General features: G+C 73.2%; 25 protein-coding genes and 1 tRNA gene. 12 read left to right on the top strand and 14 right to left on the bottom strand.

Annotated features, from left to right (window positions below):
• Positions 1-142 precede the first annotated feature (142 nt).
• Genes DDJ31_RS07985 through DDJ31_RS07975 form a run of 3 tightly spaced genes read left to right on the top strand, consistent with a single transcriptional unit; the run spans position 143 to position 3,202 of the window.
• Complete coding sequence (locus tag DDJ31_RS07985) at positions 143-913, top strand: SDR family oxidoreductase (protein ID WP_127180986.1); 771 nt, start codon at positions 143-145, stop codon at positions 911-913.
• Positions 914-927: 14 nt separating this feature from the next.
• Positions 928-2,571: a class I adenylate-forming enzyme family protein gene (locus tag DDJ31_RS07980; RefSeq protein ID WP_127182906.1), complete on the top strand. Its 1,644-nt coding sequence runs from the start codon at positions 928-930 to the stop codon at positions 2,569-2,571.
• A gap of 37 nt (positions 2,572-2,608) precedes the next feature.
• The gene (locus tag DDJ31_RS07975) at positions 2,609-3,202 is read left to right on the top strand and encodes a TetR/AcrR family transcriptional regulator (RefSeq protein ID WP_127180987.1); all 594 of its coding nucleotides are present in this window, start codon (positions 2,609-2,611) and stop codon (positions 3,200-3,202) included.
• Positions 3,203-3,251: 49 nt separating this feature from the next.
• Here DDJ31_RS07975 and DDJ31_RS07970 read toward each other — a convergent pair whose 3' ends face one another.
• From DDJ31_RS07970 to DDJ31_RS07960, 3 genes are all read right to left on the bottom strand, one after another.
• Positions 3,252-4,466: an acyl-CoA dehydrogenase family protein gene (locus DDJ31_RS07970; protein WP_127180988.1), complete on the bottom strand. Its 1,215-nt coding sequence runs from the start codon at positions 4,464-4,466 to the stop codon at positions 3,252-3,254.
• Positions 4,467-4,471: 5 nt separating this feature from the next.
• Positions 4,472-5,494, bottom strand: a complete 1,023-nt coding sequence (locus DDJ31_RS07965; RefSeq protein ID WP_127180989.1) for a phosphotransferase family protein — start codon at positions 5,492-5,494, stop codon at positions 4,472-4,474.
• Positions 5,495-5,652: 158 nt separating this feature from the next.
• The gene (locus tag DDJ31_RS07960; RefSeq protein WP_127180990.1) at positions 5,653-5,949 is read right to left on the bottom strand and encodes a hypothetical protein; all 297 of its coding nucleotides are present in this window, start codon (positions 5,947-5,949) and stop codon (positions 5,653-5,655) included.
• Between the two features lie 163 nt (positions 5,950-6,112).
• Between DDJ31_RS07960 and DDJ31_RS07955 the strand changes: the two genes are divergently transcribed.
• The gene (locus DDJ31_RS07955; RefSeq protein ID WP_127180991.1) at positions 6,113-7,078 is read left to right on the top strand and encodes an NADP-dependent oxidoreductase; all 966 of its coding nucleotides are present in this window, start codon (positions 6,113-6,115) and stop codon (positions 7,076-7,078) included.
• A gap of 70 nt (positions 7,079-7,148) precedes the next feature.
• Here the strand turns inward: DDJ31_RS07955 and DDJ31_RS07950 are convergent, their stop codons facing one another.
• The 4 genes from DDJ31_RS07950 to DDJ31_RS07935 form a co-directional block, all read right to left on the bottom strand.
• Positions 7,149-7,493 (bottom strand): DUF202 domain-containing protein, encoded by a 345-nt coding sequence (locus tag DDJ31_RS07950; RefSeq protein ID WP_127180992.1) that lies wholly within the window; start codon positions 7,491-7,493, stop codon positions 7,149-7,151.
• 58 nt (positions 7,494-7,551) lie between these two features.
• Positions 7,552-7,944, bottom strand: coding sequence for a YidH family protein (locus DDJ31_RS07945; RefSeq protein ID WP_127180993.1), 393 nt, complete (start codon positions 7,942-7,944; stop codon positions 7,552-7,554).
• Positions 7,941-8,477, bottom strand: coding sequence for an NUDIX hydrolase (locus DDJ31_RS07940; protein ID WP_127180994.1), 537 nt, complete (start codon positions 8,475-8,477; stop codon positions 7,941-7,943). Before DDJ31_RS07940 ends, DDJ31_RS07945 begins: the two co-directional genes overlap by 4 nt.
• 111 nt (positions 8,478-8,588) lie before the next feature.
• On the bottom strand, positions 8,589-9,482 hold the full coding sequence (locus tag DDJ31_RS07935) for a DMT family transporter (RefSeq protein WP_127180995.1): 894 nt from the start codon (positions 9,480-9,482) through the stop codon (positions 8,589-8,591).
• A gap of 414 nt (positions 9,483-9,896) precedes the next feature.
• On the opposite strand from DDJ31_RS07935, the gene DDJ31_RS07930 reads away from it, so the two are divergent.
• From DDJ31_RS07930 to DDJ31_RS07920, 3 genes are all read left to right on the top strand, one after another.
• Positions 9,897-10,847 (top strand): hypothetical protein, encoded by a 951-nt coding sequence (locus tag DDJ31_RS07930; protein ID WP_127180996.1) that lies wholly within the window; start codon positions 9,897-9,899, stop codon positions 10,845-10,847.
• A 131-nt stretch (positions 10,848-10,978) separates the two neighbouring features.
• Entirely contained in the window at positions 10,979-11,704 is a 726-nt protein-coding gene (locus DDJ31_RS07925; protein WP_240678255.1) for a molybdopterin-dependent oxidoreductase, read from the top strand.
• The gene (locus DDJ31_RS07920; protein WP_127180998.1) at positions 11,688-12,314 is read left to right on the top strand and encodes a cytochrome b/b6 domain-containing protein; all 627 of its coding nucleotides are present in this window, start codon (positions 11,688-11,690) and stop codon (positions 12,312-12,314) included. Before DDJ31_RS07925 ends, DDJ31_RS07920 begins: the two co-directional genes overlap by 17 nt.
• An 18-nt stretch (positions 12,315-12,332) precedes the next feature.
• Here the strand turns inward: DDJ31_RS07920 and DDJ31_RS07915 are convergent, their stop codons facing one another.
• Both DDJ31_RS07915 and DDJ31_RS07910 read right to left on the bottom strand, forming a co-directional pair.
• On the bottom strand, positions 12,333-13,730 hold the full coding sequence (locus DDJ31_RS07915) for a GntP family permease (RefSeq protein ID WP_127180999.1): 1,398 nt from the start codon (positions 13,728-13,730) through the stop codon (positions 12,333-12,335).
• A 143-nt stretch (positions 13,731-13,873) separates the two neighbouring features.
• A complete protein-coding gene (locus tag DDJ31_RS07910; RefSeq protein ID WP_127181000.1) occupies positions 13,874-14,392 on the bottom strand; it encodes a gluconokinase in 519 nt (172 codons plus the stop codon).
• Between the two features lie 166 nt (positions 14,393-14,558).
• On the opposite strand from DDJ31_RS07910, the gene DDJ31_RS07905 reads away from it, so the two are divergent.
• Positions 14,559-15,260, top strand: coding sequence for a FadR/GntR family transcriptional regulator (locus tag DDJ31_RS07905; RefSeq protein WP_127181001.1), 702 nt, complete (start codon positions 14,559-14,561; stop codon positions 15,258-15,260).
• A gap of 40 nt (positions 15,261-15,300) precedes the next feature.
• Here DDJ31_RS07905 and DDJ31_RS07900 read toward each other — a convergent pair whose 3' ends face one another.
• The 4 genes from DDJ31_RS07900 to DDJ31_RS07885 all read right to left on the bottom strand — a co-directional run bounded on the left by DDJ31_RS07900 (position 15,301) and on the right by DDJ31_RS07885 (position 21,671).
• Complete coding sequence (locus tag DDJ31_RS07900; protein ID WP_431029264.1) at positions 15,301-15,705, bottom strand: YchJ family protein; 405 nt, start codon at positions 15,703-15,705, stop codon at positions 15,301-15,303.
• 290 nt (positions 15,706-15,995) lie between these two features.
• A complete protein-coding gene (locus DDJ31_RS07895) occupies positions 15,996-17,375 on the bottom strand; it encodes a M1 family metallopeptidase (protein ID WP_127181003.1) in 1,380 nt (459 codons plus the stop codon).
• Between the two features lie 74 nt (positions 17,376-17,449).
• Positions 17,450-21,304 (bottom strand): Pls/PosA family non-ribosomal peptide synthetase, encoded by a 3,855-nt coding sequence (locus DDJ31_RS07890; RefSeq protein WP_127181004.1) that lies wholly within the window; start codon positions 21,302-21,304, stop codon positions 17,450-17,452.
• Positions 21,305-21,583: 279 nt separating this feature from the next.
• Positions 21,584-21,671 (bottom strand) — tRNA-Leu (locus DDJ31_RS07885).
• Positions 21,672-21,858: 187 nt separating this feature from the next.
• On the opposite strand from DDJ31_RS07885, the gene DDJ31_RS07880 reads away from it, so the two are divergent.
• The 3 genes from DDJ31_RS07880 to DDJ31_RS07870 all read left to right on the top strand — a co-directional run bounded on the left by DDJ31_RS07880 (position 21,859) and on the right by DDJ31_RS07870 (position 24,733).
• The gene (locus DDJ31_RS07880) at positions 21,859-23,184 is read left to right on the top strand and encodes a M20/M25/M40 family metallo-hydrolase (protein ID WP_127181005.1); all 1,326 of its coding nucleotides are present in this window, start codon (positions 21,859-21,861) and stop codon (positions 23,182-23,184) included.
• 149 nt (positions 23,185-23,333) lie between these two features.
• Positions 23,334-23,567 carry a chaplin ChpH gene (chpH, locus tag DDJ31_RS07875; RefSeq protein ID WP_127181006.1) on the top strand — a complete coding sequence of 78 codons (234 nt, stop codon included), beginning with the start codon at positions 23,334-23,336 and terminating at the stop codon, positions 23,565-23,567.
• Positions 23,568-23,707: 140 nt separating this feature from the next.
• Positions 23,708-24,733, top strand: a complete 1,026-nt coding sequence (locus DDJ31_RS07870) for a chaplin family protein (RefSeq protein WP_127181007.1) — start codon at positions 23,708-23,710, stop codon at positions 24,731-24,733.
• A gap of 143 nt (positions 24,734-24,876) precedes the next feature.
• Here DDJ31_RS07870 and DDJ31_RS07865 read toward each other — a convergent pair whose 3' ends face one another.
• Positions 24,877-25,065: a DUF5703 family protein gene (locus DDJ31_RS07865; protein WP_005485166.1), complete on the bottom strand. Its 189-nt coding sequence runs from the start codon at positions 25,063-25,065 to the stop codon at positions 24,877-24,879.
• Between the two features lie 47 nt (positions 25,066-25,112).
• Here DDJ31_RS07865 and DDJ31_RS07860 point away from each other — a divergent pair, with 47 nt between their 5' ends.
• Complete coding sequence (locus DDJ31_RS07860) at positions 25,113-25,808, top strand: hypothetical protein (protein WP_127181008.1); 696 nt, start codon at positions 25,113-25,115, stop codon at positions 25,806-25,808.
• Positions 25,809-25,915: the final 107 nt, after the last annotated feature.

Genomic DNA, 25,915 nt, shown 5'->3' with positions numbered 1-25,915 from the left:
CGCCCGCTCGGCGGGCACCCCCTCCCCAGCCCTCCCCGGACCCCCCGGTCGTCCCCCGGCAGGCCCCGCGCATCACCTTCCCCCCGACATACCGACCGGTTAGTCTGGCCCGGCAGGCAGCCGTCGTCGAAGGAGATTGAGGGTGGGATCCGTGCAAGGTGCTGGTGTCGTGGTCACGGGAGCCGGTGGTGGGATCGGGGCCGCGCTCGCCCGGAGGTTCGCCGCCGAAGGGGCCCGGGTCGTCGTCAACGACCTGGACGCCGACCGGGCCGAGGCCGTCGCCGCCGAGATCGGCGGGACCGCGGTACCCGGCGACGCCTCCACCGTCGTCCCGGCCGCCCGCGACGCGCTCGGCGGCACCGTCGACGTCTACTGCGCCAACGCCGGAGTCGCCTTCGAGGATGCGGGACCCGGGCACCCCTTCGACGAGCGGACCTGGGCCACCTCCTGGGACGTCAACCTGATGGCGCACGTCAGGGCCGCCCACGAGCTGCTGCCCGACTGGCTGGAGCGGGGCGCGGGCCGGTTCGTCTCCACGGTGTCCGCCGCCGGACTGCTCACCATGATCGGCGCCCCGTCCTACAGCGTCACCAAGCACGGCGCGCTCGCCTTCGCCGAGTGGCTGTCCCTGACGTACCGCCACCGCGGGCTCAAGGTGCACGCCATCTGTCCGCAGGGCGTGCGCACCGACATGCTCGCCGCCACCGGCAGCGCGGGCGACCTCGTCCTCAAGTCCACCGCGATCGAACCGGCGGACGTCGCCGATGCCCTCTTCAAGGGCATCGAGGAGGACCGCTTCCTGATCCTGCCGCACCCCGAGGTCGCCCGGTACTACGCCACCAGGGCCGCCGAACCCGACCGCTGGCTCGACAGCATGAACCACCTCCAGCGCACCTGGGAGGAGACCCGGTGACCGGCTACGCGGACATGCCCTGGACCGCCCTGCTCAACGACGTCCAGCGGGCTCCGGTCACACCGGACGCGTCACTCGTCCACGCGCTGCGCCGGGCCGTCGCCGAGGCCCCCGACCGGGTCTTCCTCACCTACTTCGACGGGCGGCTCAGCTACCGCGAGGCCGACCGGCTGAGCGACTCGGTCGCGGGCCACCTCGCCGGACGCGGCCTGGAGCGCGGCGACCGGGTCGCGATCCTGCTCCAGAACTCCCCGCTGTTCGTGCTCGCCCTGCTCGGCGCCTGGAAGGCGGGCGCGATCGTCGTCCCCGTCAACCCCATGTACAAGGCGGGCGAGGTCGGGCATGTGCTGCGGGACGCCGAGGTGGCCGCGCTGATCTGCTCCGACCGCGCCTGGGACGGCTATCTGCGGCAGGCCGCCGAGGGGTCGCCGGTGCGGATCGCGCTCACCGCCTGCGAACGGGACTTCCAGACCCGCGACGACACCCGGGTCCTCGGCTTCGAACGGCTCCCCGAGGCCCCCGACGCCGACGACCTGGCCCGGGTCGCGCTGGCCGGCCACCCGGCCCCCGCCGACCGCGCCGCGGGCGGCGACGACCTCGCCCTGATCAGCTACACCTCGGGCACCAGCGGCACCCCCAAGGGCGCCACCAACACGCACCGCAACATCATGTACAACGCCGAACGCCAGCGCACCGGCCTCGGCCTGCCCGACGCGCCCGTCTACTACGCGCTCGCGCCGCTGTTCCACATCACCGGCATGGTCTGCCAGCTCGCCGCCTGCCTCGCGAGCACCGGCACCCTGGTGCTGACCTACCGCTTCGAGGCGGGCGTCGTCCTGGACGCGTTCGCCGAACACCGCCCGCACTTCACGGTCGGCCCCTCCACCGCGTTCATGGCGCTCGCCGCCCACCCGGCGGCGACCCGGGACCACTTCTCCTCGTTCACCGTCCTGTCCTCGGGCGGGGCGCCGCTGCCGCCCGCGCTCGTCGAGAAGTTCCGCGCCGGGTTCGGGCCCTACATCCGCAACGGCTACGGCCTCACCGAGTGCACCGCCCCCTGCGCCTCCGTCCCGCCCGGCCTCGAAGCCCCCGTCGACCCGGCCTCCGGCACCCTCGCGGTGGGCGTGCCCGGCCCCGAGACCGTCGTCAGGATCGTCGACGAGGAGGGCGCCGAGGTGCCGTTCGGCACCCACGGCGAGATCGTGGTCCGCGGACCGCAGGTGGTGCCCGGCTACTGGCGGCGGCCCGACGCCACCGCCGAGACCTTCCCCGACGGCGAACTGCGCACCGGCGACATCGGCTTCATGGACACCCGGGGCTGGCTGTACGTCGTCGACCGCAAGAAGGACATGATCAACGCGTCCGGTTTCAAGGTGTGGCCGCGCGAGGTCGAGGACGTCCTCTACACCCACCCGGCGGTACGCGAGGCGGCCGTCGTCGGGGTGCCCGACGGCTACCGCGGTGAGACCGTCAAGGCGTACATCAGCCTCCGTCCGGGCGCCGATCCGGACCCGGATGAACTCGCCGTGTACTGCAAGGAGAGACTGGCCGCCTACAAGTACCCGCGGCAGGTCGAGATCCTGGCCGACCTGCCGAAGACGGCGAGTGGCAAGATCCTCCGTCGGGAACTGCGTTCCCGTACGCGGGACGGCGCGTAGCACCAGGCAGCAGGCTCGGAAGGCAGGTGGCGGTTCAGTGCCAAGGACGACGGACCCGGACGGTACCCCCGTCCCGCAGCGGCTGCTGGCCGCCGCCACCCGGCTCTTCGCCGAGCGCGGCTACGACCGCACCTCCGTGCAGGAGATCGTGGAGGCGGCCGGCGTCACCAAGGGCGCGCTCTACCACTACTTCGGCTCCAAGGACGACCTCCTCCAGGAGGTCTACGCCCGTGTGCTGCGCGTCCAGCAGGAGCGCCTGGACGCCTTCGCCGACGCCGACGAACCGGTCGAGAAGCGGCTGCGCGGGGCCGCCGCCGACGTCGTCGTCACCACGATCGAGAACCTCGACGACGCGTCGATCTTCTTCCGCTCGATGCACCACCTCAGCCCGGAGCGCAACAAGCAGGTCCGCGCCGAGCGCCGCCGCTACCACGAACGGTTCCGCGCGCTGGTCGAGGAGGGCCAGCGCGCCGGCGTCTTCTCCACCGCGACCCCGGCCGACCTGGTGGTGGACTACCACTTCGGGTCCGTCCACCACCTCTCCACCTGGTACCGGCCAGGCGGCCCGATGGGCCCCCAGGAGGTCGCCGACCATCTCGCCGACCTGCTCCTGCGAGCCCTCCGACCGTAGCGGCACCGCTCAGAGGCATCTCAGAGGTACCGCTTCACCACGGCGCCGTTCAGAGGTACTTCTTCAGCTCCCGGCGGGCCAGCGACCGCTGGTGCACCTCGTCGGGGCCGTCGGCCAGCATCAGGGTGCGGGCGCTCGCGTACAGCTCGGCCAGGGGGAAGTCCTGGCTCACCCCGCCCGCGCCGTGCAGCTGGATCGCCCGGTCCAGGATGTCCACCACCGTGCGCGGCGTGGCGATCTTGATGGCCTGGATCTCGGTGTGGGCGCCCCGGTTGCCGACGGTGTCCATCATCCAGGCGGTCTTCAGCACCAGCAGCCGCAGCTGCTCGACGGCGACCCGCGCGTCCGCGATCCAGTTCTGCACCACGCCCTGCTGGGCCAGCGGCTTGCCGAACGCCGTGCGCGACACCGCCCGCCTGCACATCAGCTCGATGGCCCGCTCGGCGATGCCGATCAGCCGCATGCAGTGGTGGATGCGGCCGGGGCCGAGGCGGGCCTGCGCGATGGCGAAGCCGCCGCCCTCCTCGCCGATCAGGTTCGACACCGGTACCCGCGCGTGGTCGAAGACGACCTCGGCGTGCCCGCCGTGGCTGTGGTCCTCGTAGCCGAACACCCGCATGGCCCGCTCGACCGTGACGCCCGGCGTGTCGCGCGGCACCAGCACCATGGACTGCTGACGGCGGATGTCGGCGCCGTCCGGGTCGGTCTTGCCCATCACGATGAAGATCCGGCAGTCCGGGTTCATCGCCCCGGAGATGTACCACTTGCGACCGGTGACGACGTACGCGTCGCCCTCCCGCGCGATGCGCGTGGTGATGTTGGTGGCGTCCGACGAGGCCACCTCAGGCTCCGTCATCGCGAACGCGGAGCGGATCTCGCCCGCCAGCAGCGGTTCGAGCCACTGCTTCTTCTGCCGCTCGTCGGCGAACTGCGCGAGCACCTCCATGTTCCCGGTGTCGGGCGCCGCGCAGTTGGTCGCGGTCGGCGCCAGGTGCGGGGAGCGGCCGGTGATCTCGGCGAGCGGCGCGTACTGGAGGTTGGTGAGCCCGGCACCGTGCTCGGCGTCCGGCAGGAACAGGTTCCACAGGCCCTGCCTGCGGGCCTCGGCCTTCAGTTCGCCGACCACCGCGGGGGTGTCCCAGGGCGAGGCGAGGGCGGCGCGCTGCCGCTCGGCGACCTCCTCGGCGGGGTAGACGTACTCGTCCATGAAGGCGAGCAGCCTGCCGCGCAGCTCCTCGGTGCGTGCGTCGTAGGCGAAGTCCATGGCGGTCAGCCTTCCTGAAGAGTGGTCAGGCCGTGCTCGATGAAGACGGGCACCAGGTCGCCGATGCGGTCGAAGCCGCCGCCGACGGTCTGGCCCAGGGTGTAGCGGTAGTGGATGCCCTCCAGGATCACGGCGAGCTTGAACCACGCGAACGCCGTGTACCAGGCGACGGCGGACACGTCCCGCCCGGAGCGCGCCGCGTACCGCTCGACCAGTTCGGCGGGGGCCGGGTGCCCGGCGGCCGTGGCCGTGGTGGAGATCGGGGAGCCGGGCAGTTCGAGCGGGATGCTGTACATGACCAGCAGGCCCAGGTCGGTGAGCGGGTCGCCGAGGGTGGACATCTCCCAGTCGAGGATCGCCGTGATCCGGTCGCCGTCCCCGATCAGGACGTTGTCGAGACGGTAGTCGCCGTGCACCACGGACGGCGCGGGGGAGACCGGCAGCCGGCGGCCGAGAGTGGCGTGCAGCTCGTCGATACCGGCCAGCTCACGGTTCCGGGAGGCGTCCAACTGCTTTCCCCAGCGCCGCAGTTGACGGTCGAGGAAGCCCTCGGGCCGGCCGAAGTCGGCGAGCCCGACCGCAGCGGGGTCGACCGCGTGCAGTCCGACCAGGGTGTCCACCAGGGACAGCACCGCGTCCCTGGTGCGCTCCGCGCCCAGCGGGGCGAGCTGCTCGGCGGTGCGGTACGGGGTGCCCTCGACGAACTCCATCACGTAGAACGGCGCCCCGAGCACCTCCTCGTCCTCGCACAGCAGCAGCGGCCTGGGCACCGGCACGTCCGTCGGGTGCAGGGCGCTGATCACCCGGTGCTCGCGCCGCATGTCGTGCGCGGTGGCCAGCACATGGCCGAGCGGCGGGCGGCGCACGACCCAGGTCGAGCCGCCGTCGGAGACCGTGTAGGTGAGGTTCGACCGTCCGCCCTCGATCAGCCGGCCGGTGAGCGGGCCGCGCACCAGGCCGGGGCGCTCGCGGTCGAGCAGTCCGCGGAGCCGGTCGGGGTCGAGACCTGGCGGGTGGTCGGGGCTCATCGGTGCTCCTTTGCGGGCGCGCGAGGACAGGACCCGCCCCATGATGCCGACCGGTCGGTATGCCGTCCAGTGCGAGGCGGGAACGTGATCCGGGCCACGACCTGACGACGGCCCCCCGCCGGTGGGCGGAGGGCCGTCGTCAGATGGTCGAAGGCGGGTCAGTGGTCGTCCCAGTGCCCCTCGTGGGCCGCGTGCCGGTGCCCGTCGTGCAGATAGTCGACGTGGTCGCCGTGCCGGACGCCCTGGTGGCCGCAGCCCTCGCCGTGCCGGTGCTCGTGCCCGGTGTGCGCGGTGTGCCCGGCGCGCTCGCACTCGTCCCAGTGGTCGCCGTGCTCGCGGTGCAGATGGCCGTCGTGCGCGTAGTCGACGTGGTCCCCGTGCGGCACCTCGGTGTGCCCGCAGCCGGGCCCGTGCCGGTGCTCGTGGGAGACGTGTTCCTGGTGGGTGGTGGTCATGGCGCTCGCCTTCGAGGTGGTGAGGGAGAGGGGGGTGATGCGCGGATCACGGACGGGACGCGCGCGGGAGATGCGGGGTGGCGATCTCCAGGTTGTCACGAAATCGTGACATAACGGGTCATCCCGGTTGCGTGGCGTCCGGTCACCCCGGAGGGTCGGTGCCATGAAGGGCATCAGCTACAGCCGGTACGGCGGCCCCGAGGTGCTGGCGTACGGCGAGGTCCGCGACCCGAAGGTCGGGCCCGACGCGGTCCTGGTCAAGGTGTGCGCGGCGGCCGTCAACCCGGTCGACTGGAAGTGCCGCGAGGGCCACCTCGACAGCCTCCTCGACGCCGTCTTCCCCGTCGTCCCCGGCTGGGACGTCTCGGGGGTGGTGGTGCAGCCCGGCGCGTCCGTCACCGAGTTCGCGGTCGGCGACGAGGTGATCGGCTACGTGAGGGAGGACTTCCTCGGCCGGGGCACCTTCGCCGAGTACGTCGCCGCCCCGGTGCGCACCCTGGCCCGCAAGCCCCGCAACGCGTCCTTCGCCGAGGCCGCCGGGCTGCCGCTGACCGGCCTCACCGCCTACCAGGTCCTCCACCGGGTGCTCCAGGTGGGGCGCGGCGACACGGTGCTCGTGCACGCGGCGGCCGGCGGTGTCGGCTCGATCGCCGTCCAGCTCGCCAGGAACCTGGGCGCCCGGGTGATCGGCACCGCGAGCCCGGCCCACCACGACTATCTGCGCGGGCTGGGGTGCGAGCCGGTCGCGTACGGCGAGGGCCTGGCCGAACGGGTGCGGGGGCTGGCCCCCGAGGGCGTGGACGCCGCGTTCGACACGGTCGGCGGCGAGGCCCTCGCCGTCTCGGCGCAGCTGCTGGCCCCGGAGGGGCGGCTCGCCTCGATCGCCGACGCGGACGTCGTCGGCTACGGCGGCCGCCACTACTGGGCCCGCCCGGACGCGGGGGACCTGCTGCGGCTGACCGAGCTGGTGGAGCAGGGCGTGGTGTCCGTGCACGTGTCGCGGACGTTCCCGCTGGACCGGGCCGCGGAGGCGTACCGCCTCAACGAGGAGGGCCGCACCCGGGGGAAGATCGTGGTGGTCGTGGACTGGCAGGACGCGGAGGCGGAGGCGGAGGCGGACGGACACTGAACGGGCGCGCGGACCCGGACACCACGGACGCCCGGAGCCACAGCCACCGCGACCGCCCGGAGCGCGGGCGCTACAGCACCAGCGCCGCCGCGCAGGCCGCCAACGCCACCGTGCACAGGACCGCGGCCGTGGCGTGCCGGGTGGTCAGGGCCGGTGGGACGGGGTTCGCGGCGAGGGTCCTGGTCCGGCGGTGGGCCAGGGCGAGGAAGCCGAGCCAGAGCACCCCGCAGAGCGCGCCGGCGACGACTCCGGTGGCGGAGGTGGAGTCGTGCAGCACCGTCTTCACGGCCAGGACGGCGGCCACGGTGCTCGACAGGGTGGTGCGCCGCCAGGCCAGCCGGGTCCGCTCCGGCTGCAACCCGGGGTCCCGGCTCCCGGCACCGCCCCCGGCCCCGCCGCCCGCGACGGCGCTCACCGGCCCACCCCGCGCACTCCGCCCGCCCCGCTCATGCTGCCCGCCCCGCGCGCCCCGGTCACCCTTCCCATCCCACCAGCACCACCACGACCATCGCGACGGCAACGACCGCGACCACCACGCCGAGCAGCGCCGGGAACCGGGAGACCGGCAGGTCCTCGCCCCGCCGCATGGCCCGTTCGCAGCGCACCCAGTGGTTGACGGCGCGCAGCGAGCAGAGGACGCCCGCCGCGAGCAGGGCGAGGGCGAGCCCGACCCGCCAGCCCCAGCGCAGGTCGGGCAGGAACTGGTCGACCGCGAAACCGCCGCCGATCAGTGCGAGCGCGGTCCGCAGCCAGGCCAGGAAGGTGCGCTCGTTGGCCAGCGAGAAGCGGTAGTCGGGGGTGCGGCCCTCGTCGCGGATCCGCGCGGGGGCGAACCAGAGGCGCACGGTGCGGGCGAACTCGATCACGCCGGTGACCCCGGCCCCTGGGCCCGCGACCGGAACTCCCGCAGCCGCCGGTAGGCGGCCAGTCCGTCCGGCACCCACTCCCAGGCGGGCAGCCGCCGCTCCAGCTCCTCGTCGGTCAGGAAGTCGTGCCAGGCGACCTCCTCGACCTGGGGGCTGACCGGCAGGGTGCAGCGGACCTCGTGGACGGCGGACCACCAGGAGTTCCCGGCGCCGTCGTCGTACAGGAACGAGAAGAGGAAGCGGGGCGCGGGCAGCCCGGTCACGCCGAGTTCCTCCTCGGCCTCGCGCAGCGCGGCCGACGCGTAGGACTCGCCCGCGCCGACCACCCCGCCGACGAACATGTCGTACAGGGACGGGAAGACCAGCTTGGTGGGGGTGCGGCGGTGCACGAAGACGCGGCCGTCGGCGTCCCTGGCCTGGATGAAGACGCAGCGGTGGCGCAGGCCCCTCGCGTACACCTCGCCGCGCGGGGCCCGGCCCACGACCCGGTCGTGCTCGTCGACGACGTCGAGTATCTCGTCGGCGGCGCTCATGAGGTCCTCGGGGGGCGCGCGGGGCGCGTCCTGCGTGTCGGGGTCATGGCTCCATCCAAGCAGGACCCCCGTGGGACGGCCCGCCCGCGGGGGCCGGGGGCGGAGCGGCGGTCAGCGTGGCTGGAGGTCGCGGACGCGTTCCGGCTCGCCCGAGCCGCGTGGCATCGCCGGATGCATGCCGAGGAGCACGATGCCCGCGACGATCGCCGCGAGTCCGGCCGCCTGCCAGGCCAGCGCCCCGGTGTCGGTGCGCAGCCGGTCGCCGAGGAAGCCGACCCCGCAGATGATCCCGGCCAGCGGCTGGGCGGCGGTGAGCGCGGGCAGCGACATCCGCAGCGGCGCCGTCTCGAACGCGCTCTGCACCAGGACGAGGCCGGTGACGCCGAGCACCAGCACGGCGTACGGCTGCCAGCCGGTGAGCACCTCGGCGAGGCCGCCGGCGGCGAAGCGCTGGCCGCTGACCCGGGTGAGGGCGTCCTGGACGCCGTAGAGCAGTCCCGCCGCGAGGGCCAGCAGCGTCGGGGCGGCGCTCAGCCGGAAGCGCTTGGCGTACCAGGTCAGCAGCAGGGCGATGCCGACCATCACGCCGATGATCAGCCAGTGCCGCACCGGGTCGGTGACGGCGTGCCCGCCGCGTGGCTCACCGGCCAGGATGAACGTCGTCACCCCGCCCGCGAGCAGCGCGAGCCCCGCCCAGCCCTGGCGGCCGAGCGACTGCTTGGTCCGTCTGCGGGAGAGGGCGAGGGCGAAGAGCAGGTTGGTGGCGAGCAGCGGCTCGACGAGGGAGATCTCGCCCTGGCCGAGCGCGATGGCGCCGAGCACCATGCCGGCCACCATGAGGGCGATGCCGCCGAGCCAGAGCGGCACCTTCATCAGGTCGAGGAGCAGGCGCGGGGAGAGGAAGTCGCTGAGCGGGGCTCGCTGGGCCGCGTCCTGCTGGAGCACGAACCCGAAGCCAAGGCAGCAGGCAGCGCTCACGGCGAGAACAAGAACCAGAACCGACACGCTGCGTACCTCGATCACATTCGGCCGGGCCACGGGGTGCGTAGTGGCCGACTGTAGCGTTCCCGGGCGTTCACTGCCCTGGGGGAGTACCCGGAAAGCGGGTGCTGACGCGGTCGCTCCGTCACCCGGCGCGGTGGGGACACCGGCGGTGACGTGACCGTTTTGTCATGGTGAGGGGTCGCGACGGAAGACGCCATGGCGTACGCCACACGGGTGACCTGGAGTGATCGTCGGGAAGTCCGGGATGTGAGAGGGCTGTGAACCGCAAGTGCCCCTTCCGTAACGGTAGTTGAAGGGCGGAGCAGCCTTCCTGTACTTGACGCGGACCGTTGGCTGAGGGTTTGCTGTGAGTGATCAGTCGGCGGCAGTCCGAAGCCCTGCCGCAGAGCCGCGTCGCGTGAGGATGTTTCCGCGGTGTCACCACCTCCGCCACCCCTGGGACGGCCGCGCAGGCGGGCCGCCCGGTCTCTCGACGAAGCCCTCGACGACGTCGAACTCGCCGCGGTCCGCGCCTCGTTGGCCCAGGGCCGCTGGCAGGCCGCCCGCTCCCTGCTGGTCCACACCGGGGACGACTGGGACCGCCGGTGCCACCGCGTCACCGTCCTCGCGCGGGAGCGGTACACCGCCGCCTGGGCCCGCGACTGGCTGCTCGCCGAACCGGACTCGGGGGACGCGGCCGTCCTGCTCGGCCTCGCCGTCACCCACCAGGCGCTGCGCGGCAAGGCGAAGCGGGCACGGGCCCGCGACGCCTGCCGGGCCGCCATCGCGCGGATGCCCGCCGACCCCACCCCCTGGCTCGGACTGCTCCTGCTGGAGCGCGCGGACGGCACCCCCGAGGCCACCGAGCGGATCTTCCACGAGATCCGCGCCCGGTACGCCGACCACCACCACGCCCACCACCTGATGGTCGCCCACCTCGCCGCCCGCCGCGCCGAGGCCGGACCCGACCCGCTCCACGAGGTCTACGACTTCGCCGACTGGGCCGCCCAGCAGGCCCCGGCGGACTCCCCGCTGGCGATCCTGCCGGTGGTCGCGCACGCCGAGCGCTACCGCGCGCTGGCCCTCGCGGGCCACGAGCCCGCCGACCCGGTCGGCTCGGGGCACTGGGCCGGTGGCCGGGCCCGGCAGGTGATGAAGGCCGCCTTCGACTGGTGGCTCGAATGGGAGCACGAGGGGCACCCGCGCCGGCTCGTCGACCTGAACTTCCTCGCCCACGCCAAGGTCTGCGAGGGCCGGGGCGCGGAGGCCGCCGCCCTCTTCCACCGGATCGGCGAGCACCTCACCGCGGCCCCCTGGTCCTACCCGGACCGCGACCCGCACACCGCCTTCCGCGCCGCCCGCGCCACCGCGCTCGGCACGGCCTGACGTCCACGGAGCGCGCCCGCGCCGACGCCAGGACCATGACGAGGGGCAGAAAACCGGGGAAACCGCGCACGATCCGGCCCGGCAGCCCCGATCCCTGGCCCGAACCGGGTGCGGGATGCTCGAATGGACGAGTGAACGTCGAACCACCCGAGGGGCCGGGCACGCCGGTCGGCCGCCGGGTCCTGCTCGGCACCCTCGGCCTCGGCGCCCTCGGTGTGGTCAGCGCCCCCGCCCTCCAGCGCACCCTGGAGGGGTTCCTCGGCGCCGCCGCCGACCAGGACCCCACCGGCCTGACCGGGCTCCTGCCCAACGGCGGCGGCTTCCGCTACTACTCCGTCACCACGTCCGTGCCCCGCCCGCGCACCGCCGACTACCGCCTCACCGTCGGCGGCCTCGTCGAGCGCCCCACCAGCTACACCCTCGCCGACCTGCGCGCCCTGCCGCAGACCCGGCTGGTCAAGGACGTCCAGTGCGTCACCGGCTGGCGGGTCCCCGACACCCCCTTCGAAGGCGTCCGCCTCTCCCGCCTCCTCGACGCGGCCGGGGTCCGCCCCTCGGCCGGCGCGGTCCGCTTCACCTGCTTCGACGGCGCCTACAGCGAGAGCCTCACCCTCGACCAGGCCCGCCGCTCCGACGTCCTGGTCGCGCTGCGCATGCGCGACGAGGACCTCGGCCACGCCCACGGCGGCCCGGTCCGCCTCTACGTCGCCCCGATGTACTTCTACAAGTCCGCCAAGTGGCTGTCCGGGATCACCGTCACCGAGAAGGTGCGGCCCGGCTACTGGGAGGAACGCGGCTACGACGTCGACGGCTGGGTGGGCCGCTCGAACGGACGCGACGATGCCCCCACGAACTGAGGCGGCCACCGGGCCGGCCACCGAGGTCCACAGGTTCGGCCCGGCCCAGCGCTGGACGCACCGGACGACCGCCGCCCTGATGGGCGTGTGCGTGGTGACGGCCGCCTGCCTCTACGTCCCCCAGTTCGCCGAACTCGTCGGCCGCCGCGACCTGCTGGTCAGGGTCCACGAGTGGGCCGGGCTCGCCCTGCCGCTGCCGGTCCTCGCGGGCCTCGCATCCCGGGCGCTCCGCGCCGACCTCGGACACCTCAACCGCTTCGGCCCGCACGACACAGTGTGGCTGCGCGCGGCGCTGCGCCGCGACAAGCGCCGCTCCGCCCGCCCGGCGGCGAAGTTCAACGCGGGCCAGAAGCTCTACGCGGCCTGGATCGCGGGCGCGACCCTGGTGATGCTGGGCACCGGCCTGCTGATGTGGTTCACCCACCTCACGCCCCTGGTGTGGCGCACCAGCGCGACATTCGTCCACGACTGGCTCGCCCTCACCGTCGGCGTCGTCCTCGCGGGCCACATCGGCATGGCCCTGGGCGACCCGGAGTCCCGCAAGGGGCTGCGCACCGGCCGGGTCAGCAGGAGCTGGGCGGAACGCGAACACCCGCTCTGGCGCCCCTGAGCCGCCCGGCCGGCACCTCTAGATCACCAGCGACAGCAGCAGGACCACGCCGCCGCCGACCACCGAGATGATCGTCTCCATCACGGACCAGGTCTTCACCGTCTGGCCGACGTCCAGGCCGAAGTACTCCTTGACCAGCCAGAACCCGGCGTCGTTGACATGGCTGAAGAAGACCGACCCGGCGCCGATGGCGAGCACGAGCAGGGCCGTGTGGGTGGTCGACATGTCGGCGGCGAGCGGGGCCGCGAGACCGGCGGCCGAGATGGTCGCGACCGTCGCGGAGCCGGTCGCGAGCCGGATCGCCACCGCGATCAGCCAGGCCAGCAGCAGGGCCGGTATCGACCAGTCCTTCGATATCTCCAGGATCATCTGGCCGACACCGGAGTCGATCAGCGTCTGCTTGAAGCCGCCGCCCGCGCCGACGATCAGCAGGATGCCCGCGATCGGCATGAGCCCCTTCTCGACCGCGCCCGAGATCCGCTCCTTGGAGAACCCGGCGGGCCGCCCCAGCGTGAACATGCCGACGATGACGGCCGCGAGCAGCGCGATCAGCGGCGAGCCGACCACGTCGAAGACCCGCTGCACCAGGTGGGTGGGGTCGTCCACGACGATGTCGACCAGCGCCTTGGAGAGCATCATCGCGACCGGCAGCATGATCGTGGCGACCGTGACGCCGAAGCCGGGGCGCTTCTCCAGGTCCTCCGAGGGGCGCTGCGGGATCATCCGGTCCGGCGCCGGGACGTCCACCCAGCGGGCCGCGAACCGGGAGAACAGCGGTCCCGCGATGATCACCGTCGGGACGGCGACGAGGATGCCGAGGGCCAGCGTGAGGCCCAGGTTGGCCTTGACCGTGTCGATCGCGGCCAGCGGTCCCGGGTGCGGCGGGATCAGGGCGTGCATCACGGAGAGACCGGCGAGGGCCGGGACGCCGATCCGCATCAGGGAGTAGTTGCCGCGCTTGGCGACCATCAGCACGACCGGGATCAGCAGCACGATGCCGACCTCGAAGAACAGCGGCAGACCGATCACCGACGCGATCAGCACCATCGCCCACGGCATCGAACGGCCGCCCGCCTTCGCGAGGATCGTGTCGACGATCTGGTCGGCGCCGCCTGAGTCGGCGAGCAGCTTGCCGAGGATCGCGCCGAGCGCGATCAGCACGCCGACGCCGGCGACCGTGGAGCCGAGCCCCGCGGTGAAGCTGGCGATGGCCTTGTCGAGCGGCGCCCCGGCGAACGCGCCGAGCGCGAGCGAACCGATCGTGAGCGCCAGGAAGGCGTGCAGCCTGAACCGGGTGATGAGCAGGACGATGACGGCGATCCCGGCCAGCACGGCGATGCCCAGCTGGGCGTGGCCTGCGGAGGTGATCGGCTCGACGGCGTCCGCTGCCAGCATCTCGACGCTGAGTCTGGTCACGGTGAGTCCCTTGCAGATACGGGTGATGAGACGGGGGAGGGGGAAACGGTGCGGATGCGGGGGAGGACCGCGGACGGACGCGGCCGCCCCGCGGTGGGGCACGGACCCGCGGCGCGGGTCCGGAAGGCGGGCTGCCCGGCCGGCTAGAGGGCCGGTTCGGGAAGGGCGGCGAGCGCCTCGACGGCCCGCTCGGCGATCTCCTCGGGGGTGCCGTCGACCCCCACCGCCACGCCCGCCTCGTCCGCCTCAAGGGGCTGGAGCGTGGCGAACTGCGAGTCGAGGAGCGCCGTCGGCATGAAGTGGCCCTGGCGGTGAGCCATCCGGTCCTCGATGAGGGCGCGGTCGCCGCTGAGGTGCACGAAGACGACGTCGGGGGCGGCGGCGCGCAGCCGGTCGCGGTACGAGCGCTTCAGCGCCGAGCTGCTGACCACCCCGCCGAGCCCCGCCCGACCGTGCGCCCAGCCGCCGATGGCGTCGAGCCACGGCCACCGGTCGCTGTCGTCGAGGGGGGTGCCGGCCGACATCTTGGCGATGTTGGCCGGCGGGTGGAAGTCGTCGCCCTCGGCGTACGGGACGCCGAGCCGCGCCGCCAGCAGGGGACCGATGGTGGTCTTGCCGGTGCCCGCGACTCCCATGACCACGACGACGTGGGGGGTGCTCATCGATGCCTCGCTGTCTTCGTCGACGTCTGCTGCGACCCCGCGGGCCGCGGCGGGCCCGACATCCGGTGTCGACGTAACTGAAACCGATTAGGTACGACGAATTCAAGAGGCTGTGACATATAAGTCTGACTTTTTGTTCCTGTGACGCGCCCCGTACGCTGAGTGCATGAGCACACCGGGCCGGGGGCTGCACGGCCACGTACTTGACACCCTCGGCCCTGCCATCACCGCGGGCGACTACCCGCCGGGCAGCGTGCTGCGCACCGACGAACTCGCCCAGCGCTTCGACGTCTCACGCTCCGTGATGCGGGAGGCCGTCCGGGTCCTCGAATCCATGCACCTGGTCGAGTCCCGCCGCCGCGTCGGCGTGACCGTACGCCCCGAGGCCGAGTGGAACGTCTACGACCCGCAGGTCATCCGCTGGCGGCTGGCCGGCGCCGACCGCCCCCGCCAACTGCGCTCCCTGACCGTGCTGCGCTCCGCGATCGAACCCGTCGCGGCCGGCCTCGCCGCCCGCAACGCGACGGCCGACCAGTGCGCCGAACTGACCCGCTGCGCCCTCGGCATGGTGGCCAACTCCCGTGGCCACCGGCTGGACCAGTACCTCGTCCACGACGTCGCCTTCCACCGCGTCATCCTGAACGCCTCGGGCAACGAGATGTTCGCCCGCCTCGGCGACGTGGTGGCCGAGGTCCTCACCGGCCGCACCCAGCACGAGATCATGTTCGAGGACCCCGACCCGCCCGCCGTCACCCTGCACGTCCAGGTGGCGGAGGCGGTCCGCGAGGGCGACGCGCGCAGAGCGGAGGAACTGACCCGCGAGATCACGGTCGGAGCCCTTCAGGAACTCGACATCCTCGCCCCCTGACGCGCGCGACGGCACCGCCTCCGCGCCCCGACGCGGCCTCTCACTCCAGGAAATCGCCGTCCACGTACACCCACGCCCCTTCGACCCGCTCGAACCGGCTGCGCTCGTGCAGGGCGCCGCCCCGGTACGTCGCCCGGAACGTCACCGTGCCCGTGCCGTGGAAGGCGGTGCCCTCCGTGGTGGCCAGGATCTCCAGGCCCGTCCAGCGGGTGCCGGGATCGAGATCGAGGCGGGCCGGACGCGCGGCCGGATGCCAGGTACGCAGCAGATACGGCGCGTCGAGCCGGACGAACGCCGAGTACCGCGAACGCATCAGCGCCTCGGGCGTCGGCGCCGCCGCACCCCGGTGGAATCGGCCGCAGCAGCCGTCGTACGGCGCCGGCAGCCCGCACGCGCAGCCGACGGGGACGGAACGCGGTGAGCTACGTCGGGACATGCCGCCCATTGTCCCGCACCCCCGCCCACCGACCGGCCCACCGATCTGCCCGCCGTCCGCCCCACCGATCTGCCCGCCGTCCGCCCCGCCGATCTGCCCGCCGACCGGCCCGCCGTCCGCCCCGGCGTCCTGCCCGCCGTCCGGCCCGCCGATCTGCCCGCCGACCTGCCCGCCGTCCGCCCCGGCGTCCTGCCCGCCGTCCGCCCCGGCGTCCTGCCCGCCGTCCGGCCCGCCGATCTGCCCGCCGTCCGCCCCGGCGTCGTGCCCGCCGACCGGCCCGCCGATCTGCCCGCCGTCCGCTACCGCCGCTCGGCGTTGGTCGGTGGATGTGTCGGACGAGCCGGCACCGCGGGCGCCTGACGTGGCAGCGGCGGCAGCCGGGTGCCGTGCACCCACGCCTCGAACAGCCCGTCGAGCGGCTCGGCCGAGAAACGCGCCGCGTGCGCCGCGAACCCCTCCGTCGTCACCGCCCCGCCCCGGTGCAGCGATGCCCACCCGCGCAGCATCCGGAAGAACGCCTCGTCACCCAGCGCGCACCGCAGCGCGTGCAACGCCACCCCGCCGCGCTCGTAGAGCCGGTCGTCGAACATCCACTTGCGCCCCGGGTCCGACAGCCGCAGATCCTGCGGCAACGACCCGAGCAACCGGTGCGCCGCAGCCGCCAGTTGCTGCGCGCCAGGCCCGCCCGAGCGCTCCGACCACAGCCACTCCGCGTACTTCGCGAACCCCTCGTTCAGCCAGATGTGCCGCCAGTCGGCGATCGACACACTGTTGCCGAACCACTGGTGCGCCAACTCGTGCGCCACCAGCCGCTCCCAACTCCGCGCCCCGTCCACATGGTTGGCGCCGAACAGCGACAACCCCTGCGCCTCCACCGGCACATCGAGATCCTCGTCCGTCACCACGACCGCGTACTCGTCGAACGGATACGGCCCGAACAGCTCCTGGAACAGCTCCATCATGGCCGGCTGCCGCGCGAAGTCCCGCGAGAACGCGGGCAGCAGCCGGGCCGGCAGATGCCCGTGCTGCGGCACACCGCCGAGCCCCGGATCACCCAGCAGCAGCGTCTCGTACCGGCCGATCACCAGACTCACCAGATAGCTCGACGTCGGCGCCGGCTGCTCGTACACCCACGTCGTCGTCGACGCCTTGGTGGCCCGGGTCAGCAGCCGCCCGCCCGCCACCACCGAGTACGCCGACGGCGTCGTCACCGAGATCTGGTACGACGCCTTGTCGGCGGGCCGGTCGTTGCACGGGTACCAGGACGGCGCCCCGACCGGCTGACTCGCCACCAGCGCGCCGTCCTCGAGCTCCTCCCAGCCCAGCCCGCCCCATGGACTGGCCACCGGCTTCGGATTGCCCGACCACTGCACCTCCACCGTGAACGCGGCCCCCGCCCGCACCGGCTTGCCCGGCCGCACCCGCAGCCTCCCGCCACGGTGCGTGTAGTGCGCCTGCCGCCCGTCCACCCGGACCCGGCCGATCTTGAAGTCGCCCAGGTTCAGCTGGAACTCCGCCAGCGGCGACCGTCCCGCTATCGCGTTGATCCGGGCCGCGCCCGCCAGCCGGTTGGGCCCGGGACGGTAGTCGAGCGTGAGTTCGTAGCGGTGCGCCCGGTACCGGGCGTCGCCGTTGGCCGGGAAGTACGGATCCGCGCCCGCTGACTGCTGAACTGCCACTGCCGTCTCTGCTCCCTGCGCCGTACCACCGCCGCGACCCGGTGCGCCGCTCACCGGATCCGGGTGGCCCGCGCTCAGGGGCGCCATGCCTCGATCGGGTTGCCGAGCCAGCGGGTGTCGTCCGGGACGGACTCCGCGGCCATGACGAGCGACGCGGGACCCAGCGTGGTGCGGGCCCCGACCGTGCTGCCGGGCAGCACGATCCCGCCAGGGCCCAGCGTGGCACCCTCACGGAGTACCACAGTATCCGTCCGCAAGATCCGGTCGTGGAAGAGGTGCGTCTGCAGCACACAGCCCCGGTTCACCGTCACCCCGTCCTCCAACGTCACCAGATCCGTCTCCGGCAGCCAGTAGCTCTCCACCCAGACGCCCTTGCCGATCCGCGCCCCCAGCCCGCGCAGCCACGCCGTCATCAACGCCGTCCCCGGCACCGAACCCGCGAGCCACGGCACCGCCACCACCTCGACGAACGTGTCCGCCAGCTCGTTGCGCCACACGAACCCGCTCCACAGCGGATGCTCCGCGGCCCGGTGCCTGCCCACCAGCAGCCACTTCGCGACCACCGACACCACCCCGGCCGCCACCCCCGCGGCCAGCAGCACCAGCCCCGACAGCAACGGCGCCCACGGCCCCAGCGCGCAGAGCGCGGCCACCGTCGCCGCCGCCAGCGCCGCCGAACAGAACACCGGCACGATCCGGCACAGCTCCACAAGGCCCCGCGCCCACAGCAGCCTGGCCGGCGGATCATAGGTACGGCTCTGATCGCCCCCGGCCGCGCTGCGCGGCAGCCGCACCGGCGGCAGCCCCAGGTACGAGCTGCCCTTCTTCGCCTTCTTCGGCGTCGCCGACAGCACCCCCACAAGACCGCCCTCGGGCACACTGCGACCCGGCGCGGTCATCCCCGAGTTCCCGAGGAACGCCCGCCGCCCGATCTCCGCCCGTCCGATCCGCATCCAGCCGCCGCCCAGCTCGTACGGCGCGGTCAGGGTGTCGTCGGCCAGGAACGCGCCCTCGCCGACCGTCGTCAGCGACGGCAGCGCCAGCACCGTCGACACCTCGGCGCCCCGGCCGACCCGCATCCCCAGCAACCGCAGCCACACCGGCGTCACCAGCCCCGCGTACAACGGGAACAGGGTCTCCCGTGAGCGGTCCATCAACTGCGTGACCGTCCACGCCTGCCAGCCGATCCTGCTGTGCGTGGGATGCGTGCCCTCCCGCAGCCCCACACTCAGCACCCGCACCCCCACCAGAATCAGCAGCGCGTACCCGAGACCGAACGCCAGCGTCGCCGGCACCAGCGCCAGCGCGGCACCCGGCAGCGGCGACGCCGGGTCGATCAGCGCGTCCGCCACCAGGAACGCGCCCCCGGCCGCCAGCAGCGGCAGCAGCGTCAGCACCAACCCCGTCACCCCGTACATGACAGCCCACCAGGTGCCGCGCTCAGGACGCTCCGCCGGCCAGTTCCGCTTCGCCCTGCCCAGCTTCACCGCGGGCGCGCCCGCCCAGCGCTGCCCGGTCGGCACCTGCCCGGTCACCGCCGAACCCGGCGCCACCTCGGCCCGCTTGCCCACCCGGGCCCCGGGAAACAGGATGCCCCGGGTACCGACCACGGCATGCGCGCCCACCTTGACCTGCCCGATCTCCAACCGGTCGCCGTCCAGCCAGTAACCCGACAGATCCACCTCGGACTCCACCGCCGCACCCCGGCCCAGCTTCAGCAGCCCGGTCACCGGCGGCAACGAGTGCAGATCGACGTCGGGCCCCACCTTCGCGCCCAGCGCCCGCGCGTACCGCTCGAGCCACGACCCGGTCAACGACGTCGCCCCGCTGAACTCGGCGAGCCGCTCCGCCGTCCACAACCGCAGATGCACACTCCCGCCCCGCGGATACCGGCCGGGACCGACCCCCCGCAGCAGCAGCCGCGCCCCGCCCGCCGCGACGGCGAGCCGGCCCGGCGGACTGAACAGCACCACCGCACCCGCCCCGACCAGCCACCAGGACGCCGACGGCAGCCAGGAGTGGGCCGGCAGCAGATTCCCGAGGGCGGCGAGCGCCACCGTCCAACGCAGCCCGAGCACCGTGAACAGCGGCACCAGAAGCAGCAGCTGCACCACCTTCGCCCGCACCGGCACCGGCGCGACCACCCGGGCCGCGCTCTCGTCCCGCGCCGACCTCTCCAGCCGCCTGGCCAGCTTGCGCAGCACCGGCTGCTGATAGATGTCGACGACGGCCGCGCCCGGATACCGGGCCCGCAGCAGGGTGGTGAGCTGCGCCGCCCCCAGACTGCCGCCGCCGATCGCGAAGAAGTTGTCCGACGCGGAGGCCACCGGCACGCCCAGGACCTCCGTCCACTGCTCCGCCAGCCACGCCTCGGTGCCGTACAGCTCCTCCACGGGACCGCCGGTGTCCACCTCCTGGAGCGGCCACGGCAGCGCGTCGCGGTCCACCTTGCCGCTGGTCCTGGTCGGCAGCTCGGCGACCGGCGCGAGCAGCGGCACCAGCGCGGCGGGCAGCGCGGCCCGCAGCCGCCCGACCGCCGCCGCCTGGTCCCACCCGTCCTGCGTGACGACATACCCGACCAGCAACTGATTGCCGCCCCTGGCCGTGCGCACGGCCGCCGCCGCGCCCGCCACCCCCGGCAGCGCCTGCAACGCCGTGTCGACCTCACCGAGTTCGATCCGGCGCCCGCCGAGCTTGATCTGCTCGTCGGCCCGCCCCAGGAACACCAGCCCCTCCGGCTCGGCCCGCACCAGGTCACCGCTGCGGTACGCCCGCTCCCAGCCGAGCGACGCCAGCGGCGCGTACTTCTCCGCGTCCTTGCCCGCGTCCAGATACCGGGCGAGCCCGACCCCGCCGATCACCAGCTGACCGCTCGCGCCCATCGGCACCGGCGCGCCCGCCTCGTCGACCACGGCCAGCTCCCAGCCGTCGAGCGGCAGCCCGATCCGGATCGGCTCCGCGCCGCTGAGCAGCGCCGCGCACGCCACCACGGTCGCCTCGGTCGGCCCGTACGTGTTCCAGACCTCCCGCCCCTCGGTGACCAGCCGCTGCGCCAGCTCGGGCGGGCACGCCTCACCGCCGAAGATGAGCAGCCGGACGTCGTTGAGGGTCTCCGGCTCCCAGAGCGCGGCCAGCGTCGGCACCGTCGAGACGACGGTGATCTCCTGCTCGACCAGCCACGGCCCGAGGTCCGCGCCGCTCCTGACCTGCGCGCGCGGCACCGGCACCAGACAGGCGCCGTACCGCCAGGCCAGCCACATCTCCTCGCAGGACGCGTCGAACGCCACCGAAAGACCCGCCATCACCCGGTCGCCCGGCCCGATCGGGTCCTCGGTGAGGAACAGCGCCGCCTCCGCGTCCACGAACGCGGCGGCCGAGCGGTGCCGCACGGCGACGCCCTTGGGCCTGCCGGTGGAGCCGGAGGTGAAGATGATCCACGCGTCGTCCTCGACCCCGGGGCGGGCGGCGGGCACCTCGGCCCGCCCGTCCGTGCGCAGCTCGTGCCCGGCGCCGATCACGCCCCGCACCCGCGCCTCGCCGAAGACCAGCTCGGCCCGCTCGTCCGGGTCCTCGGCGTCCACCGGCACATAGGCGGCGCCCGCCGCGAGGACGGCCAGGATCGCCACGTACAGGTCATTGGTGCCGGACGGCACCCGCACGCCCACCCGGTCGCCGAGGCCGACCCCGGCGGCGGCGAGCCGGCCGCGCAGCGCCTCCACCTCGGCGGCCAGTACGCGGTAGGTCAGCCGGACCGTCCCGTCGTCGAGGGCGGGCTCGTCGGGGTGGGAGCGCACGGTCGCGTCGAGGACGTCGACGAGGGTGCGCGGGGAGGCGGCGGGCCTCCCGGAGAAGCGTGCCGTGTCACCGAACCGTTCGCGGATCTCTTGGTCGAGCAGGCCGAGAGCACTGCTCTCGTGGGTGGCTGCCATCGGGTCCTCGCGTCTCGTTCCCGGAACCTCCGGGGCGCTGGCGGGCCGCAGGTCTGCCTGAGGTTGTCCGGGTCCAGCTCCGTAACAAGCCGGATATTTTAGTACGACGCTAGGTTCGCGCCCGGTGACCTGCCACCCGGGAGACCCACCCGGCCCCCGCCGCCGCCCGCCCCGCCCCCGGTGACCTGGTGATCTTGGCCCGGGGGAGAGATGGCCCACACCACCGGCGGGAGGGGAAAAGCGAAGATCCCGGCCGCTGCCGCGGCCGGGATCTTCGGCTGGTGTCCGAGGGGGGACTTGAACCCCCACGCCCGATAAAGGGCACTAGCACCTCAAGCTAGCGCGTCTGCCATTCCGCCACCCGGACAAGGTGTCTGTCGCGCGGGTGCTGCCCGCGGCGACAGAGAAAACACTACCAGGCTTTGAGAGGTGCCCTGGTCACCCCCGGTGCCCGTGTGAACGGCGGGTGACGGACCCGGCCCGGCCTTGGGACGACGGCCCGTGGAGAGGGAGGATGAAGGGAACCACCAGCAGTGACAGCGGGAGGAAGCAGCGTGAGCGAGACGGACACGGCCAAGGCCGTCAGGGGCGAGGACGAGGTCGTCGACCTCTGCCGCGAGCTGATCCAGATCGACACCAGCAACTACGGCGACCACTCGGGTCCTGGCGAGCGCAAGGCGGCCGAGTACGTGGCCGAGAAGCTCGCCGAGGTGGGTCTCGACCCGCAGATCTTCGAGTCGCACCCGGGCCGCGCCTCCACCGTGGCCCGCATCGAGGGCGAGGACCCGTCCAGGCCCGCCCTCCTCATCCACGGCCACACCGACGTCGTCCCGGCCAACGCGGACGACTGGACCCACCACCCGTTCTCCGGCGAGGTCGCCGACGGCTGCGTCTGGGGCCGCGGCGCCGTCGACATGAAGGACATGGACGCGATGACCCTCGCGGTCGTCCGCGACCGGCTGCGCAGCGGCCGCAAGCCCCCGCGCGACATCGTCGTCGCCTTCCTCGCCGACGAGGAGGCCGGCGGCAAGTACGGCGCCCGCCACCTCGTCGACCACCACCCCGACCTCTTCGAGGGCGTCACCGAGGCGATCAGCGAGGTCGGCGGCTTCTCCTTCACGGTGAACGAGCAGCGCAGGCTCTATCTGATCCAGACGGCCGAGAAGGGCATGCACTGGATGAAGCTGACCGTGGCCGGCACCGCGGGCCACGGTTCGATGATCCACCGGGACAACGCCATCACCGAGCTGTCCGAGGCCGTCGCCCGGCTCGGCCGCCACCGGTTCCCGGTCCGGGTCACCAAGACCACCAGGGCCTTCCTCGACGAACTCGGCGACGCGCTCGGCACCGAGCTCGACCCGGAGGACATGGAGGGGACGCTGGCCAGGCTCGGCGGCATCGCCAAGCTCATCGGCGCCACCCTCAGCAACACCGCCAACCCCACCCAGCTGGGCGCCGGCTACAAGGTCAACGTCATCCCCGGCGAGGCCACCGCGCACGTCGACGGCCGCTTCCTGCCCGGGTTCGAGGAGGAGTTCCTCGCCGACCTCGACCGGATCCTCGGCCCGAAGGTACGGCGCGAGGACGTGCACGCCGACAAGGCCGTCGAGACGACCTTCGACGGAGCGCTGGTCGACGCCATGCAGTCCGCGCTGCTGGCCGAGGACCCGGCGGCCAAGGCGATCCCGTACATGCTCTCCGGCGGCACGGACGCCAAGTCCTTCGACGACCTCGGCATCCGCGGCTTCGGCTTCGCCCCGCTCAAGCTGCCGCCCGAGCTGGACTTCGCGGGCATGTTCCACGGCGTCGACGAGCGGGTGCCGGTGGGCGGTCTGAAGTTCGGGGTCCGGGTGCTCGATCGATTCATCGACGCATCCTGACTGTTTATCGGTCCGGATATTCGATCGCCCGTACGAGGTCTGCTGAGAAGAGTGAATCCGACCATAAGCTCGTAGCCCAATTACTCCCTCCTCGTTACAGCAGGATGCGATCCGGTACTTGGGATCGCATGTGCCAACAAGGAGGAACAATGATCAAGAAGGTCGTCGCCGCTGCGGCTGCCACTGGTGGCCTGGTTCTCGCGGGTGCGGGCCTGGCCGTCGCCGACTCCGGTGCCCAGGGTGCCGCCGTGCACTCCCCGGGTGTGCTGTCCGGCAACGTCGTCCAGGTTCCCGTTCACATCCCGGTGAACCTCTGCGGCAACACGGTCTCCGTGATCGGGCTGCTGAACCCCGCCTTCGGCAACACCTGCCTCAACAAGTGACGTCGGCCCTCTGAGGGCCGCTCCTGCCGGTCGGCTCCGGAGCGCGCGCCATGCGCTCCGGGGCCGACCGGTTTTTCCGGAGCTTTTTCCGGATCTGATCTTCCGATTTCTTGACGAGGGCGAAGGCAGGGATTTCAGCGATGCGACAGGTCACCCGCAAGGGCCTGATGACTGTGGCGGCTGCGACCGGAGTAGTGGCCGCCGCCGGGGGGTACGCGCACGCCGACTCGGGGGCGAGCGGCGCGAGCGCGCACTCTCCCGGCGTGCTGTCGGGCAACACGGTGCAGGCGCCGGTGCACGTTCCGGTGAACGTCTGCGGCAACACGGTCAACGTCGTCGGGCTTCTCAACCCGGCGGTCGGCAACACCTGTGCGAACCAGAGCGCGGGCAGGGGTGGTGGCAAGGGCGACCACGGCCACGGCGGCTCCGGCGGCGGTGGGGGCGCGCACGCCGGCGGTCACACCGGGGGCTCACCCGGCGTGGGCTCGGGCAACACCGTGCAGGTCCCGGTCGACGTACCGGTGAACCTCTGCGGCAACGACATCAGCGTCGTCGGCCTCGGCAACGCCGTGACGGGGAACGACTGCGCCAACGACGAGGGCACCCCGAGCGGAGGCGGCCACCACGGCACCCCTCCCGGGGGCCACCACCCGGGCCACCCGGGCAACGGGGGGCACCACCCGGGCCACCCGGGTGACGGAGGCCACCACCCTGGTAAGCCTGGTCACGGCGGTCACGGCGGTCACGGCGGTCACGGCGGTCACGGCGGTCACGGCGGTCACAACCCGGGCACCCCCGGGAACCCGGGCACCCCCGGGCACCCCGGTACTCCCGGGCACCCCGGTACTCCCGGGAACCCCGGTACTCCCGGGAACCCCGGCACCCCCACCGAGCCCGGCCACCCCACCACTCCCGGTACGCCGAACCACCCGGGTACCCCGGGCACTCCGGGCACGCCGAGTACTCCGCCCACCCGTGGGACCACCCCGGGCACGTCCACGCACGTGAACCTGCCGGGCGGCGGGGGCGCGGCCACCGGTTCCGTGGGCGGCGCTCAGCTCGCGCACACGGGAAGTGAGATGCCTCTCGGTCTGATGCTGCCGGTCGGCGCCGGCGCGCTGCTCGCGGGCGCGGTCCTCTACCGCAAGGCGCGTGCCGCGGCGTAGCCCCGCACGGCCGGGCCGGACCCGGCGATCCGCGCACGGTGGGCCCCGCGGGCAGGGGGCCCACCGTGCGCCCCGCTGTCCGGGCTGTCCCCACTGTCCGAACTGTCTGCACTGCCTGCGCTGCCTGACGGTGGCGTCTCAGCTCACCACGTGGCCCGCACCTGGCGGATGATCCGGCGGCGCAGCCGCACCCTGCGGCTGCCGTCGCGCAGCAGGCTCAGGCGGTCCAACTCCCAGTGTCCGTACTCGGCATGGTCCGTGAGGAGACGTGTGGCGTCCTTGCGGGAGACCCCGCGCGGCACGTACACGTCGACAAATTCGTATTCCGGCATCGCATCTATTGTGCGGGCTGGGGCCCGGTACGGATAGCGTCTGCACTATGTCTGATGCTGAGCAGCCCACCGCTGCCGAGGTACGTGCCGCCGCCGAGGCGGTCAAGACCGCGCTCGACCGCCACCTGGCCGCGGTCGAGGGCCGGTCGGGGGAGGACGACCCGGCCGTCTACGAGGCGTTCAACCAGCTGGCGGCCGCCGCCGAGACCTACGACGAGCTGCTGTACGACCGCTACGACGAGGTCACCCCCTTCGAGATCCCCGGCGCCGAGGAATCCCTCCCGCCGTACGGGGGCCCCGAGGAGCCGAACGCGCTCAGCGTGCTGATCCGCCGCGACTACACCGTGGCGGAACCCCAGCGGCTGCTGGCCCAGGCACAGCGGATCGAGGCGGCGGACTACCGGGCGGGCGTGGACCCGACCCCGACGGCCTCCGGCACCGTGCCGGGGGCGCTCGGCATACTGTTCGGCGAGTTCGAACCGGACGAGATCGCCTCGCGGCACAAGGAGTTCGGTCTCGAGGAGGGCGACTCCACCCTCTGGGTGACGGCGAGCGAGGAGTCGGCCGACCCGGGGGAGTGGCTGGAGTCGCCGTTCGACCAGGTGGACAGCGAGCACGTGGTCTGCCGGTTCGACGTCAGCACCGTCTTCGACGACGACATCGACGAGGACGACATCGACGACGACCTGGACCCCGACCTCGACGGCGACGGCGACCTGGAACGGCTGGACGCGGAGCGCTAGCCGCCCCGGCGGCCCGCCCGGAACCGACGACTGCGAAGACCGCGAAGACCGCGAAGACACCGAAGACACCGAAGACCGCGGCGGCGGCGGTCACGGAGGGGAATCCC

This window comes from Streptomyces griseoviridis (assembly GCF_005222485.1).
In the GTDB taxonomy this organism is placed as follows: domain Bacteria; phylum Actinomycetota; class Actinomycetes; order Streptomycetales; family Streptomycetaceae; genus Streptomyces; species Streptomyces hintoniae.
The sequence above is the reverse complement of the archived record's forward strand: the minus strand, read 5'-3'. Positions and strand labels throughout refer to the sequence as shown.

What these genes read in the sequence shown, in the direction of transcription:
- DDJ31_RS07870 (WP_127181007.1), top strand. Translation starts at nt 23,708, where the DNA reads ATGCGACAGGTCACCCGCAAGGGCCTGATGACTGTGGCGGCTGCGACC.
- DDJ31_RS07940 (WP_127180994.1), bottom strand. Translation starts at nt 8,477, where the DNA reads ATGAGCGCCGCCGACGAGATACTCGACGTCGTCGACGAGCACGACCGG.
- DDJ31_RS07905 (WP_127181001.1), top strand. Translation starts at nt 14,559, where the DNA reads ATGAGCACACCGGGCCGGGGGCTGCACGGCCACGTACTTGACACCCTC.
- chpH (WP_127181006.1), top strand. Translation starts at nt 23,334, where the DNA reads ATGATCAAGAAGGTCGTCGCCGCTGCGGCTGCCACTGGTGGCCTGGTT.
- DDJ31_RS07955 (WP_127180991.1), top strand. Translation starts at nt 6,113, where the DNA reads ATGAAGGGCATCAGCTACAGCCGGTACGGCGGCCCCGAGGTGCTGGCG.
- DDJ31_RS07980 (WP_127182906.1), top strand. Translation starts at nt 928, where the DNA reads ATGCCCTGGACCGCCCTGCTCAACGACGTCCAGCGGGCTCCGGTCACA.
- DDJ31_RS07965 (WP_127180989.1), bottom strand. Translation starts at nt 5,494, where the DNA reads ATGAGCCCCGACCACCCGCCAGGTCTCGACCCCGACCGGCTCCGCGGA.
- DDJ31_RS07920 (WP_127180998.1), top strand. Translation starts at nt 11,688, where the DNA reads ATGCCCCCACGAACTGAGGCGGCCACCGGGCCGGCCACCGAGGTCCAC.
- DDJ31_RS07860 (WP_127181008.1), top strand. Translation starts at nt 25,113, where the DNA reads ATGTCTGATGCTGAGCAGCCCACCGCTGCCGAGGTACGTGCCGCCGCC.
- DDJ31_RS07970 (WP_127180988.1), bottom strand. Translation starts at nt 4,466, where the DNA reads ATGGACTTCGCCTACGACGCACGCACCGAGGAGCTGCGCGGCAGGCTG.
- DDJ31_RS07865 (WP_005485166.1), bottom strand. Translation starts at nt 25,065, where the DNA reads ATGCCGGAATACGAATTTGTCGACGTGTACGTGCCGCGCGGGGTCTCC.
- DDJ31_RS07900 (WP_431029264.1), bottom strand. Translation starts at nt 15,705, where the DNA reads ATGGGCGGCATGTCCCGACGTAGCTCACCGCGTTCCGTCCCCGTCGGC.
- DDJ31_RS07960 (WP_127180990.1), bottom strand. Translation starts at nt 5,949, where the DNA reads ATGACCACCACCCACCAGGAACACGTCTCCCACGAGCACCGGCACGGG.
- DDJ31_RS07910 (WP_127181000.1), bottom strand. Translation starts at nt 14,392, where the DNA reads ATGAGCACCCCCCACGTCGTCGTGGTCATGGGAGTCGCGGGCACCGGC.
- DDJ31_RS07890 (WP_127181004.1), bottom strand. Translation starts at nt 21,304, where the DNA reads ATGGCAGCCACCCACGAGAGCAGTGCTCTCGGCCTGCTCGACCAAGAG.